General features: G+C 69.9%; 7 protein-coding genes, 1 other RNA gene and 2 pseudogenes. 2 read left to right on the top strand and 8 right to left on the bottom strand.

Features of this window, described 5'->3' with window-relative positions; translation table 11 throughout:
- Positions 1–9: 9 nt before the first annotated feature.
- A pseudogene (locus ACFV20_RS22220) lies at positions 10–789 on the top strand (DMT family transporter); the annotation flags it as partial.
- A gap of 121 nt (positions 790–910) precedes the next feature.
- Positions 911–1,318, top strand: an RNA gene (gene rnpB, locus ACFV20_RS22215) — RNase P RNA component class A.
- A 372-nt stretch (positions 1,319–1,690) separates the two neighbouring features.
- Here the strand turns inward: rnpB and ACFV20_RS22210 are convergent.
- The 8 genes and pseudogenes from ACFV20_RS22210 to ACFV20_RS22175 all read right to left on the bottom strand — a co-directional run bounded on the left by ACFV20_RS22210 (position 1,691) and on the right by ACFV20_RS22175 (position 13,789).
- Positions 1,691–3,109: a DUF6177 family protein gene (locus ACFV20_RS22210; RefSeq protein WP_385658966.1), complete on the bottom strand. Its 1,419-nt coding sequence runs from the start codon at positions 3,107–3,109 to the stop codon at positions 1,691–1,693.
- On the bottom strand, positions 3,106–7,077 hold the full coding sequence (gene eccCa / locus ACFV20_RS22205; protein ID WP_385658964.1) for a type VII secretion protein EccCa: 3,972 nt from the start codon (positions 7,075–7,077) through the stop codon (positions 3,106–3,108). Before eccCa ends, ACFV20_RS22210 begins: the two co-directional genes overlap by 4 nt.
- Positions 7,074–8,171 (bottom strand): annotated as a pseudogene (locus ACFV20_RS22200) (hypothetical protein). Before ACFV20_RS22200 ends, eccCa begins: the two are co-directional and overlap by 4 nt.
- Before the next feature lie 15 nt (positions 8,172–8,186).
- Positions 8,187–9,569 carry a type VII secretion integral membrane protein EccD gene (gene eccD / locus ACFV20_RS22195; protein WP_385659100.1) on the bottom strand — a complete coding sequence of 461 codons (1,383 nt, stop codon included), beginning with the start codon at positions 9,567–9,569 and terminating at the stop codon, positions 8,187–8,189.
- Between the two features lie 16 nt (positions 9,570–9,585).
- Complete coding sequence (locus tag ACFV20_RS22190) at positions 9,586–9,876, bottom strand: hypothetical protein (RefSeq protein WP_385658962.1); 291 nt, start codon at positions 9,874–9,876, stop codon at positions 9,586–9,588.
- Positions 9,877–10,062: 186 nt separating this feature from the next.
- Positions 10,063–11,079, bottom strand: coding sequence for a hypothetical protein (locus tag ACFV20_RS22185; protein WP_385658961.1), 1,017 nt, complete (start codon positions 11,077–11,079; stop codon positions 10,063–10,065).
- A complete protein-coding gene (locus ACFV20_RS22180; protein WP_385658960.1) occupies positions 11,076–13,400 on the bottom strand; it encodes a hypothetical protein in 2,325 nt (774 codons plus the stop codon). The genes ACFV20_RS22185 and ACFV20_RS22180 overlap by 4 nt, the downstream gene beginning before the upstream one ends.
- Positions 13,397–13,789: a DUF6507 family protein gene (locus ACFV20_RS22175; protein WP_385658959.1), complete on the bottom strand. Its 393-nt coding sequence runs from the start codon at positions 13,787–13,789 to the stop codon at positions 13,397–13,399. The genes ACFV20_RS22180 and ACFV20_RS22175 overlap by 4 nt, the downstream gene beginning before the upstream one ends.
- Positions 13,790–13,823: the final 34 nt, after the last annotated feature.

The following is a 13,823-nucleotide window of genomic DNA, read 5'->3' as shown; positions in this document are numbered from 1 at the left end:
ACTCCTCGCATGACTGCACGCGGCTGGTTCCTGTTCTCCCTGATGGGAGTGGTCTGGGGCGTCCCCTACCTGATGATCAAAGTGGCGGTGGACGACCTGTCCCCGTCCGTGGTGGTGTTCGCACGCTGTGCTCTCGGCGCGGCGCTGCTGCTCCCGTTCGCCCTGCGCCAGGGCGGCTTCGCCCGCACCGTGCGGGCCCACTGGAAGCCGATGCTGGCCTTCGCCGTCATCGAGATCGTCGGCCCGTGGTGGACCCTGACCGATGCCGAACGCCACCTGTCCAGCTCCACCGCCGGCCTCTTGATCGCGGGCGTGCCGATCGTCGCCGTACTCCTGGCCCGCTTCTTCGGCGCGGCGGAGCATGTGGGCGCCCGCCGTGCCGCCGGACTGGTTCTGGGCCTCGCGGGCGTCACGGTCCTCACCCTGCCGCACCTCACGGGCGGCGACGCCCGGTCCCTGGCCGAGGTGCTGGTGACGGTCGTCGGCTACGCGACCGCCCCGCTGATCGCCGCCCGGCACCTCAAGAACGTCCCGACGCTGCAACTGATCACGCCGTGCCTGATGCTGGCCGCGCTGGTCTACGCCCCGGCGGCCTTCCTCACCCGGCCGGACGCGATGCCCCCGGGTGAGGTCCTGGCAGCCCTCGCCGGCCTGGGCGTGGTCTGCACGGCGATCGCGTTCGTGGCCTTCCTGGAGCTGATCAAGGAGGTCGGCCCGACGCGGGCGGGCGTGATCACGTACGTCAACCCGGCGGTGGCGGTCGCCGCGGGCGCGCTGTTCCTGGGCGAGAAGCTGACACTGGGCATCGGCGTGGCCTTCACCCTGATCCTGGCGGGCTCGGTCCTGGCGACGGCAGCGGCGACGAAGCGGGACGTCCGCCGGGTACGGGTACCATGGTCGACACGGCAGACGAGCCGGGCGGACGGCCGCGTGGAGTCCCCGTGAGGGGGCTTCCCGAGGAACGTCCGGGCTCCACAGGGCAGGGTGGTGGCTAACGGCCACCCGGGGTGACCCGCGGGACAGTGCCACAGAAAGCAAACCGCCCAGCACCTCGGTGCTGGGTAAGGGTGAAACGGTGGTGTAAGAGACCACCAGTGCCTGAGGTGACTCAGGCAGCTAGGTAAACCCCACCCGGAGCAAGGTCAAGAGGGGCCGCTGTAAAAAGCGGCTCTGCGCGGACGATCGAGGGCTGCCCGCCCGAGTCCGCGGGTAGACCGCACGAGGCCGGTGGCAACACCGGCCCTAGATGGATGGCCGTCTCCCCGGCCGCCGCGAGGCGACCGGGTGACAGAACCCGGCGTACAGCCCGACTCGTCTGCCCTTTGGTCCTGGCCGGGGATCCCTCCTGGTCGGGGCCATTCGCGTGTCGGAGCGCATCCCGCCTTTACCACGGACGTTGTGAGGCTTATAGACATGTGTCACCACGACCCGGGGACGCTCCAGATCTACGCCGTGGAAGCCATGGCGCCTCTGTCGGCCACGTGCATCGTCCGCTGCGTGGGCGGACTTGTGCGCCCTGGCCGGCGTTTCAGTATCGGGTCCGCAGATGAGGTCTCAGGTGAGCGCTTCCATGTCGTGCTGAACTGGATCGACCGTTATGGGCATCGAGTCGACTACTTCGACCCGCCCCACAGCGCGAGGGTTCACTTTTCGGGGAGCGGGGCCTTCCTGTTGAAGAAGGGCCTGACGATCACTTCCGTTGATCGTGTTGTGGGGTGAACAGGTGGCGGATCAGGCGCTGGAACAGGCTCCAGGTGCCGGGGTCGGTTCCGTCGCCCATCGGGTAGTGGAGAGCGGGTCTGCCTTCGAGGCCCAAGCGCGTGGGCGTGGGGCCGAGAGGCGGATGCCCGGCGTGAGACGGCCCGATGGCCTCCGTCTCGCCGCTGCCGAGCGTGAATGCGACGGGAACGGGCGGGGCTTCCAAGGACGGGGGGACGGTGAGGTCGCGGCGGGCCACGCGCAGTGAAGTGAGCAGGGTGACGAGGCGATGCTCGGTGGCGAGTGCGGTCGCGAGTTCCTCGACGGCGTCCAAGGGCGGCTTCTCGCCGTCGCCGTAACCGATGGCAAGGGTGATGTCCTCCTCGATCCCGGCCGGTGTGCGCAGCACGCGGACGGTTGCCAAGGCGGGCCGACCGGGTTGGCCGACGGCGACGAGCCAGGTGGGTCGAGGAGCGCGGGCGCGGGCCAGATCGGTCAACTGGCGGGTGGACCAAGGAAGGTTGACGGGTTCGGCAGTGCTCCAGCCTGCGGGCGGGGCGCCGGTGAGGTGTTGGAAGGCGGCCTCCAGGCCACAGCCGAGGACGACGTTCTCCTCGGCGGGGTGGCGGGTACGCAGAGTGAGGATCAGCTGGCGATCACCGGTGTCGAGGGCGGGCGCGAAGGCCTCGGCGACTCTGGTGGCGCCGTGCTCGTCGTGTACGGGGGTGAAGGTGCCGTTCCTCCAGTGGAGTGCGGCACCGGACAGGCCGTCGTAGTAACCGAGTTCGGGGTCTTGGACCACCCAACGGTTGGGCAGACCCCGCAGCGCGTCGCGAGTCGGCAGGGTGAGGCGTGCCGTGGGCGGGGTGACGATCTGCAGGGCGCGTTCGGCTGTGGCGGCGCTGCGCAGGGCGTCGGAGAGCCAGCTGGTCATGGCGACCAGGGGACGGTCCTGGATGACCACGGCGGCTGTGGCCGTGAGGACGTCCACGGCAGGGCTGCCGGTGGCCGGGACCGGGATCGCGGAGACGTCGCTGGTGAGGGGGACGACGTCGGTGGTGGCGGACTCCGGTGGCCATACCGTCCCGCCCAGCACGGTGGCCAGACGGCCGGCGAAGGACCCCGCGAGGCGTGCCGCTTCGGCGACGGCGGTCGAGGCGCGGGCCTCGGTCCACCACACCGGCCCGTCCGCGACCGTGTGGTCCAACAGGCGAGAGGTCTCGCCGGGGACCTGGACGAGGATGGGCGCCTCGACCGATACCAGGGGGCGGCCGTCGGGACCGCAGAGCTGGACGACCGCGCCGTCGGCCGTGGTGTTCACGCCGAGATCGGGGCCACCGGCATACAGGCCCGCGAGCAGGGTCGGCAGGTCCGGCATCTGGGGGGTGAGAGCGATGACGTCCTTGGTCACGGGCCTTCTTCGATTGCGAGGGCGGTCTGGATGAGCTGGTGCGGGCGTCCACGGCGGACGAGTGTGCCCCGGCCGGGCGGCTGCTGGGACGCGTACAGGCCGGGGAAGAGCTGGCCTTCCGTGCGGTCGCCGGTCATGACGAGGGCGGTGCAGCCCGTTTCGCGCAGGGTGGTCAGAAGCGGCTCGTAGAGCGCGCGGGAGGCTCCTGCCGCGCGGCGGGCGATGACGAAGTGCAGACCGATGTCCTGCGCGGAGGAGACGTACGGCAGAAAGGGCGCCAGGGGCTGCTGGCCGGCCGTGGTGAGGATGTCGTAGTCGTCGACCAGGATGACGATGCGGGGCCCGGTGAAGGCGGGCTCACCGGTTTCCGGAGCGTCGGGGTCCGCCGTCTCCGGCAGGCGTTTCTCCAGCTCGGTGGTGATGCCCGTGGACAGCGCGTTCGCGAGCTTGGCGTTGTGGGCGTAACCGCCGCGGTAGGGCTCGGGGACCACACCACGCAGACCGCGTCGCGGGTCGTAGACGCCGAAGACGAGTTCCTTGTCGCCGTACCGGTCGACGAGTTGGGTCGCGATGAGCTTGAGGAGGTTCGTCTTGCCGCACTCGTTGTCGCCGAGGACCAGCAGGTGCTGGTCGGTGCGGAACAGGTCGAGCAGGACCGGCGCGAGGGTCTCCTGGTCGACGCCCACGGGGATCGCCGTCGGTTCGGTGGCCGGTGACGGCAAGCCGGCCGCGGGGAGTCGGGTGGGCAGCACCCTTACGGGCGGAGCGAGTTCGCCGTGCCAGGAGGCACGGACGGTGCGGGCGGCGCGTTCGAGAGCCGGACCCAGGCCGCCGGTCTCCGGCCGGTTGTCGACGCGGGGCAGCGCGACCTGAGCGAACAGCTTGCCGTCGGTCAGGACGCGGCCGGGGATGTCCGGGGTGAGGGTCTCGGACCGTTTGCGGTCGATGGAGGAGTCGGCCGGGTCGTTCAGGCGCAGCTCGACGCGGGTGCCGAACATCGACTGGGTGGCGATGCGGACATCGTTCCAGCGCAGCATGCCCGCGACGACGTGGATGCCGTAGCCGCCGCCTCGCTTGAGCAGATCGGCCACCGCGTCGTCGAGGTCGGCGAACTCCTCGCGCAGTGCACCGAAGCCGTCGATGATCAGCACGATGTCGGTGGCGGCCAAGCCGGGCAGCCGTTCCTCCGAGCGCAGGCGACGCAGTTGGTCGACCGAGTCGATGCCGTGCTCGCGGAACAGCGCCTCGCGGGCTGCCAGCATGCCGTGCACTTCCGCGACCGTGCGGGCGGCCCGTTCGTGGTCGGCGCGGGAGGCGATACCGCCGACGTGCGGCAGTCCGGCCAGGGCGGACAGACCGCCGCCGGACAGGTCGAGGCCGTACACGGCGACGTCGTACGGGGTGTGAGTGAGGGCCAGGGAGAGGCCGAGGGTGCGCAGAAGAGTGGTCTTGCCGGACTGCGGCCCGCCGATGACGGCCGCGTGTCCGCCGGCGACGGTCAGGTCCAGCTGCCACGGCTGCTGCCACTGCCGCGCCGGGTCGTCCAGGATGCCGAGCGGAACGTTCAACGGGCCGCTCGTGCGGGAGAGGCTCACGCCGTCGGTGTCGGCTCGGAGGGGGCCGGCGACCCTGTCGAGGGCAACGGCGTCAGGCAGAGGGGGCAGCCAGATGCGCCGTACCGGCGGCGCTGCGGTGGCCAGTTGGCCGACCATGACGGACAGGACGGTCGGGCCGGATTCCCGGCGGGTGGCGACGGCTTCCTCCACCGCCTCCGTCTCTCGAGGGGCGTTGTACGCAGGGTAGAGATGGGCTAGCGGCCTGTCGTCCTGTTGGTCGCGCTGGGCAGGTCCGCGGTAGGGGCCCGAGACGTACCCGGCCTTGAAGCGCTCGTACGTGGACGTGTCGACTTTGAGATAGCCGAAGCCCGGCAGCGGCGGAAGGTGGAAGGCGTCGGTGGTGTCGAGGACGGTGCGGGACTCGTCCGCGGAGAAGGTCCGCAGGCCGAGCCGGTAGGAGAGATAGGTGTCCAGGCCCTTGAGCTTCCCGCCCTCGATGCGCTGGCTCGAGAGCAGCAGGTGAACGCCGATGGAGCGGCCGATACGGCCGATGGACAGGAACAGGTCGATGAAGTCCGGCTTGGCGGTGATGAGTTCGCCGAACTCGTCGATGACGACGAACAGGTGGGGGAGGGGGGCCAGATCGGGGCGGGTGGTGCCCCGCACGGTGGCGTAGTGCCCGATGTCGGCGATGTTCCCGGCGTCCTTGAGGACCTGCTGGCGGCGCTTGACCTCGCCGGCCAGGCTGGAGTGCACGCGTTCGACGAGCCCGGCCTGATTCTCCAGGTTGGTGATCACGCCGGCCACATGGGGAAGCTCCGAGAAGGGGGCGAAGGTGGCGCCGCCCTTGTAGTCGACCAGGACCAGGGAGAGGTCCTCGGGCGCATGGGTGGTCGCGAGGGCGAGGACGAGGGTGCGCAGCAGTTCGCTCTTGCCGGAGCCCGTGGCGCCCACACACAGTCCGTGCGGGCCCATGCCGAGCTGCGAGGACTCCTTCAGGTCCAGCAGGACCGGCTCGTGGCGGTCGGTGAGGCCGATGGGGACACGCAGGAAGTCCCGCTCGCTGCGGGGCGCCCACAGGCCGCGCAGGTCGAGATCTGCCGGGTCTTCGATACCCAGCAGTGCGGGGAAGTCGACAGGGCCGGACACAGGGGTGCCTTCGGCCACCGACTCGGCCGACAGCCGCAGGGGGGCGAGCATGCGGGCGAGCCCCTCCGCGCCGGCGGTCGTCACCGCGTCGACCGTTCCCCGGCCGGTGTTCCCGCGCAGGTCGTCCACGGTGATTCGGTCGCCGTCGACGGTGATGCGCACGCTGACCTGATCGGGCTCGTGCACCTGCTGCTGGAGCAGGTGCAGCACGGTGACACCCATGTCCGGCAGCCCGATCGCCGAGTCGGGACGGGGGAGTTCCGCGGCGTTGTCGCCGTAGGCGTCGCTGATCACGAGCATGCGGGAGGCCAGGCGCAACGCGTCCTTGGTTCTGCCGGAGAGTCCGCGGCGTACCTCGGCCGCGTAGGCGGCGCGCTGCCGCAGGTCGGGGCCGCACAACCGGGCCAACGCGGCGAGGTTCGGGGCGATACGGCGGGTGGCGACCGGGCCGTCGTACGTCTGTGGATCGAGAACGTGGGGCAGCCATTTGGCCCAGGCCCACTCAGGCTCGTCGCCGGTGCCGAGGGCGACAGCGACATCGTCCGGCGCGTGCGTGACGACCGTCTGCAGCAGCAGCGCGCGGGCGACCCGGAGGACGCCGTCGCGGTCGCCGATGATGCTGACGTTCCCCGCGCGGTCCAGCGGCACGGTGAGAGGGAAGTCTGTTGCCATGCCGAATCGGCGCTGCAGGGCACGTGCCTCGTTCAGCATGAACGGGTCCGGTGGGGTGAGGACGCCGCCCGTGCTGTTCTGGGCGATGGTCAGCTCATGCGCCGGTACGTCACCGGTTCCGGCCCTGACCGAGAGGAAGTCGGCGTCCGGGCGCCGCCGCTCCCACAGTCTGGCGGGATCCCGGACGAGGTCGTACAGGGCCTCGGGCGGCGGGTTCAACTCGCGCGCCCTCTGCCGCCGTTCCCGCTCTGCGGTGCCCAATTCCTCGCGCAGCTCCTCCAGGTACTCCAGATAACGCTCACGCTGCACGCGCCGGGTGCGCTGCGCCTTGCCGCGCTGGGACAGGAACAGCCCCACCGCTCCGAGCAGCGCGACGACCAGCACGAGCGCACCGATCGCGGCGAACTGGCTGTTGCGGATGACCGTCATCAGCACGACGGAACTGACGACACCGGCCATGGGCAGCAGAGCGGTGGCGGCGTTGCCGACCTTGCCCTCGGGGAGGTTCGGAGGTGCCTCGATGGTGCGGGGCGCGGCGGGATCGAGGGGACGGGTGCTGCGGGCGGGCCGGTGGATCACCTGCTGGGTCATCGCACCCTCACCGCCCGCTGCATCGCCTCGGCCGCCAGACGGACGGCCGCGTCCCGGGTGCTCCGGCCCAGCATGGCGGTGTGGATGGGGCCTCCTTGGGCGAGATGGCGGTCGTAGGGCAGCAGGACGACGGGCACGCCGGGTTCACGCAGGTGCGCGGCGGCCGTCTTCGGGTCGAGGGTGGTGTCAGGGGAGTTCGCGCTGAGGGCGACCACAGTGGTGGCGAGCGCGGAGTGCGGCAACTGGCCCAGTCAGTCCAGGACCTGGCGGGTGCCGTGGATGCCCTCGGCGGTCATCGGGGCGACGACGACCCGTGCGTGCGCGGTGTCCATGGCCGTGCGCGCCACCTCGCCGGGCAGCGTCTCGCAGTCCACCACCGTCACCGCGAAATACCGGCGCAGCGCCAGCGTCACCGTCCGGTAAGTGCGCATGTCCATGGGGGCGCCGACCCGTCCCTGACTCGCGGGCAGCAGCCAGCCGCCGTCCGTCACGGGCAGCAGGTAGCCGGTGATGTCCGTGAGCTGCATCGCGGGCGTCAGGATCCGGGCGAGGTCGGCGCAGCACCAGCGCACCGTGTCCGCGCCCATCCGAACCGGTAGCGTGCCGAGGGCCGCGTCCGCCTCCAGGGTGAGCACCGGATCGTGCCGGTAGTGATTGAAGGTGCGGCCGAGCAGGGCGGAGACCGTTGACTTGCCGACGCCGCCGCGGATCGAGGTGACGGCGATGACGCGACCGGTGGTGACGGGATGCTGCAACTCCTCGGCGAAACGCGTCTGTTCGGCCACCTCTTGGGAGACGGAGGCGGTGAGGCGACGCAGGGAGGCACCGGCACGGCGACCGGCCGAGTCACCGTGCTGCGGGCTGCCCAGCGCGATGGCGAGGCGGGGGTCGACGGTGGGGTGGGACTCGGGGGCCGGGACCGGGACTTGAGGGGCGTGGGTCCGGCGTGGGGCCGGGACCGGTGCGGAAGAAGCCGGGGGTGAAGGCTGAGGTGGTTCGGGGGCGGCCTGGACCGGCGGCTCGGTCACGGCGATCGGCTCCGGGTCGGTGAGCTCGCGCAGCACGTCGTGCTGCCAGTCCCCGCCTCCTGTCACTCCGGTCACCGTGTCCTACGCGAAGGTGCCGAGCAGCCGCCCGTACACCCCGAACACGCCGATCACCAGCGGGAACAGGGCGATCACGGCGATGGATTCCAGCAGGTCACCGGCGCGCCGCAGCCGCACCCGCACATGCTCGGCCGGCTCCACAGCCAGCACTCCCAGAGGTACGACGGCGAGCAACCCGAGCACGGCGACGGGCCCTGCCGCTGCCGAGACATGGTCCCCCCACACCACGGCGAGCCGCACAGCGACCACGGCCGCCGCCACGAGCAGCACCACGACCTCGGCGGTGAGCGGATAGGCACGCGCCCGCAGGGCGAGCACCACCATGACGGTGACGGCGAGCGGCACGCTCCACACCGACACGATGCCCAGCACGAGCACACCGGCCGCACCCGCGGACACGGCGAGAGCAACGGTGGCCAGCACCAGCCCACGGTGGGTGGCCGCGAGGGCCGTACCCACCCGGTACCGGCTCACCGACGCCCCGCCCGTACGACGGTCGTCCAGACCGGTCAGTCCTGATGCCATCAGCGCGAGCCGAGGCAGCATCCCGAGGACGACGAGGGAGACGACGGCGAGCAGCGCGCCCACCCGGGTCTGCCCTGCCGCTGTGCCTGCCCCGTCCTGCAGCCCGAGAGCTGCTTCCCATGCCACAAGGCAACCGGCGACAGCCCCGGCACCGATCAGCGCCCCGCGTCCGAGGGGTGTGAACCACCCGGCGAGCAGCAGCGCGAGCGTCACGGCCCCCGCGACGCAAGCCAGTCGCACCGCGCCGCCCCAGTCGTAGGCGTCGGCGCAGGTCCAGGCGCCCAGCACGGCCAGAGACGCGGCCGTGACGATGAGGGTGACGGCGAGCGCCTGCCGCCGGTTCCTCCCGAGGAGGGCACCGGCCAGGGCACATGCCGCGGCAATGACGAGAGCCCCGGCGCCGACCGAGGACAGGGCGAAGGAGCCGCGGGCCAGGAACCCGGCGGCCAGGGCCCACAGGACGGTCGCGCACCCGGCGACGACACGCCGCGCCGAGGGCTGCCACCGCCAGGCCCGCACGCCGAGGTCGTCGGCGACTTCGTCGGTGACGTCGTGGACGACGGGCGCGGAGGGGGCGTCCTCCGCCCGCACGAGCCGCAACACGGCCCCGTCGGCCACGCCCGCCGACTCCAGGGTGCTGTCGTGCGCGAGCGCGGAGCCGTCCGGTGTGACCAGATGCCGCAACTCGGGCCGGTCCGCGACACGGTCGTCCAGAAGCCGCATGACCTCCGGCAGCAGAACCCCGACGGGCTCCCGCGAAGGCAGCACGAGATCGACCCGACGCCGCTCCCCGACCAGGGTGACCCGGCTGAGCGCCGTACGGCTGCTGGTCGCCGAACGACTCAAGGACCCCGTGGACATCACGCGTTCGAACCTATCACCGAGAAGGGGAGGCGGAAGGGGCGGCGGTGGTGGGGGAGTTGTGGCCCGAGGACGGCACAGACGTGTCGTACGGGCTCTTCCCGATGACCCGGTGCGACACGAATGACCAGCCCACGCACCCGGCGCACATCACGGCCGCGATGACCAGGCCGGCGAACACTTTCCCGACCCGCTCGTCGAGCGATCGCCGCTGCCGCTGGGCGCCGAAGAGGAGGGCGTCGCGGAGGCGACGGCGGCGGACGGACACCGATTCGAGGAGTTGGTTGTCGTAGTCCTGGGCTGTCACGGTTACCTGCCATCCATCTTTCGCTCTCCGGCTGTCACGACCTGCGCCTGCTGGGCTGGTTATGTGTTCTGTCCAGTGACGAGTCCAATGAATTCACTCGTGCGGTGCGCCCATCAGAGCTGACATGAAAAGTCCGCAAGGGAACATAGAGCGTGGGCTTCCGGCTGGGGATGCAGGCATGGGGGGTCAGTATCGGCCTGAAAGTTCTTCGAGGGCGTCCAAGGACGGGGCCAGTTGAGGGGTGTCTTCGACAACAAGACCGGCCTCCGGCCGCGGTGAACTCTGCGCTACCCAGGAAAGGGCCGCGAGAGCGCTGAGCCCTTGGCCGTGGGCATCCCGCAGGCGCAGCAGCCACTCGGCACCTACCTCGAATGCTCCCTCGCCGGCGGCGGCCCGCGGTTCGTACCCCGCCGCTTCGTCCCCCACTGAGGCCCAGACATAGCCCATGACCTGTCCGTCGCGTCGGATCGAAAAGTAGCGCACCGGGTGTTCCGTAATCTCCTCGTACTCGTCCTCGGAGGCTGGAATTCTGGACCGGAGCAGACGTGATCGGGTCGAGATCTCGAACGTCCCCCAGGAATCGTCGTAAGCGGGTCCTTCGATCCTCGGGTCTTCGAAGCCCGTCTCCGTGGGAGTCGCGTAGCGGTTTGGATCACCCGGGACCGGTGCGGTGCCCAGCAGCCTTGAAATGCCGTCCAGCGCAGCGGCGAGCCGGTGTGCATTCTCCGCGTGGACCTCGGGCTGCTCCCGGTCGCGAGTGTCCATCGTCAACCATGCGTCGACGTAGGTTTCCAGAGTCACCACGAGCAGACTGCTCTTCCAGATATCCACCTGAATGGTGAACATCTTCTCCGCCCGGTGTTTGGTTCCTGATTCCAGCCAGTAGCCGGGGCAGTCGATCCGGACGCCGACGACGAGATCTCCTTCGAGGGAATCGGCCTCGGCCACCGCACGGGACAGGGCCGTCCCGGCGGAGAGCGGGTCCGGTTCCAGGCTCAGGCCCTCGACTCGGACGCGCACGTCTCTCGTGTCATTCACAGACCGGACCGAAACGCCGGCCTTGCCTACGGGAGTCGCCAGCTCGTACCCGGCCAGGACATTCCAGACCGCCAGAGCGGTCTCCGCAGCTCGCACGGGCCGGGTACCGCCAGTGCTCGGTGTGACTTCCCAAGTCCAATCGCCGATGGGTGCAGAGGTGATCACAGCATGTCCTTGGGGTCGAGCTTGCTTCCGGGCGGGACGACGAGGTTTCCGTCTTCAAGACGGATGACGAACGTGATGCCCTCGCCTTTTGGCCCGCGCCCACCGCGGTGGATGTCCATGAGGGCATCGTAGGAGCCGTTGGACATCCAGTCCGCGCGCGTCCCCCGGCCTCCGTCCACGAGGAGTACGTGGTGGTCGGCTTCGGATTTCGCCAACTGGAGCAAGTACTTGCCCCTCGTGATCTCACTCACGGGATCCTGCGGGTCATTGAGGTGTTTCATCTGGTAGGCGTAGACATCACCCGACTCGTCGGCGATGCGAATGTCCATGTCGGCGCCTGGCGGGTACTTCTGCTCGAAGTCGATGGCGTGCGCAGGAACGCCGCTCTTGACCAGGTCGTCCGCGAAGATGAGCTGGTCGGCCCCTGGCTGGAACATTTGCGCTCTGTTCGCCCCCAATGACGACACGACCTGCCCGTACTCGTCGCTCAGATTGAACTGTCCGGAGCCGATGATCTCGGCGATCCGCTGGCCGTCGGGTTCGGTAGCGAGCCTTTCCAGCACCCTGTCAAGGACGTTCGGTTTTGGCCTCTTCTTGCCCGGGATGCCTTTGACCGCGTCGCGGACCTGCTGCTCAGTCTCGCCTCCGCGAACCATGGGGCTTCCCTCACCGTCGGGCGAGGACCCTCGCGGCGTAGCAGGGGGATTGCCGCCAGCACCGCCATGGTCGCCGCCAGATCCAGGTTCGTGGTTCTGGCCGTTCGTTCCTGCGTCACCAGCGTCACCAGCGTCGCCGTATCGACCACCGGTGCCCTCATGTTCGCTGGCATGGCCGCCCCCGGACTCACTGGAGTGGCCATTCCTTCCCTGCGTCGCCTCCTCACCCCCGCCGCTTGTACCGTCGGCCTGGTGGCCGGCCTGATGCGGAAGCCTGTCCCCGGCGTGGGCAGTCGCCTCAGGCGCCCGTGATGTCGCGCTGACCCCGGCGAGCTCCCGCTCCCTCACCGGCACCCGCTCCGGTGTGCCCTGTGCCGTTGTCGAACGCTCCGGCACGGGAACGTCGGTGACGATCTTGCCGTCCTTGAGGACGACGAACTCACCGTCCTTCAGGACGAGTACGGAGCGTCCCGAGGCGTCGGAGAATTCCAGAACGCTGTTCGGGGTGCGCAGTTCAGGCACGCTGTTGACACCCCGCAGGCTCTCCGTCACCTGGGCGATCCTCGGGATGGCATGCCCCGTCACCTTGACCGCGGCGCCGAGCGGGTCAATGACCTCGCCTACCTTCGCGACCGTGGCAGCGGTTTTGGCCGCCGCGCCGGCCTTGCCCGCCGAGGCGGCTTTCAGCGGGCCGACACCGAGGGTCAGCCCGTTGAAGACGACGGTGGCCGCTGCTCGGGACGGGTTCTCCTCCCACATGTCCCAGGCGACGAAGCCTTTCGCGAACTCCTTGGCGTACCCCTTGCTCTCCTGCGCGAAGTCGGATGCGAAGATGCCGGTCGGCTTCTGGCCTCCGGACTCCATGAGATAGGTCTCCGCTCCGACGATGGCCCGGGTCAGGCCTTCCCAGGCCTGGCCCGCGCTGTCCGAGCCGTGGAAGCCGGTCAGGGTGGCGAGGCCGTCGACGGTGCCCCAGACGTTGTCGACGACGATGCCTTCCCAGAAGAAGCTCTTGGCGTAGTAGCCGAGATCGTCCGGGTCCCACCAGTCGTGAGACTGGGTGACCGGCGTGCCCCAGGGGAGTTCCTTGGCCTGGTCCAGTACCTCGGCGCTGTAGCCGTAGAGCTCCGCGCCGCGCGGTATGAGCTGCTTGGCCCCGGTGTTCATCACGTACTGGGTGCCGCCGACCAGAGCCGTGATCTTGTTGTTGCAGGCGATCTCGGCAGCGGCGAACTGCTCCTTGGCGACGTTCACGTCATGCATCAGGGCGTGGTGCTGCGAGACCTTGTCCGCGTCGTCGGTCCAGTTCTCGTCGAAGGCCCCGCTGTCGGTCCTCAACCCCGCGACGAACGTGGCCGCCTGGTGCTGCAGCTGCTCCAACCGCTGCGCGATCGGCGTGACTTCGGCCGCGTACGTCCGCAGCGCGTCCGCCACCGTGGCGACCTTGTCCCCGAAACGGTCAGCGGCATCGCTCACCGGTTTGGTGGAAGCGAAGAGATCCTCCGCTTCCGGCGCCTGGTAGAAGGCCGACAGCCCCTGGAACTGCCGATGCGCCTCCCCACCGGCTTGGCGGATGCCGTCCGCCTCCTTGCGCAGGGCGTCAGTGTGCTGTTCCAGCCGGCCGAGATCGCCGGTGAACAGCGGGATGGACTCCGGCTCGATCACAGGCGACCGGCCTTCCAGCCCGCCGGCATGTCGGGTCTGATGAGTCCGGCCGCCCGGTGCTGCGCCTCCGCAGCCATCTCCAGGTCACCGTCCCGGTACGCCACGGTGGCCTCCACCGCGCCGTTCACCGACTTGCCGACCCGCTCGCCGATGAACTTCAGCTCCTCAGCGGTGCCTTCCATGAACTCGGCGAGCGCTGCGGCGACCAACCCGGTCTGCCCCTTGTGTTCTCCACTCGCCCCGCCCGGAGCGAGCGTCCCCGCCGAGGTGGCCGCACCCTGAACGTCACCCGAGTACGCCTGGACGATCTCGTCCAGGACCTTCATGACGTCGCCCACGTTCGAGACCACACCTTGGACCCCGGACGGAGAGATGTCCCACGCCGGCATGCGTCAGCCCCCGTTCCCTTCCCCCTTGTTACTG

This window comes from Streptomyces sp. NPDC059696 (assembly GCF_042733745.1).
Lineage (GTDB): Bacteria > Actinomycetota > Actinomycetes > Streptomycetales > Streptomycetaceae > Streptomyces.
The sequence above is the reverse complement of the archived record's forward strand: the minus strand, read 5'-3'. Positions and strand labels throughout refer to the sequence as shown.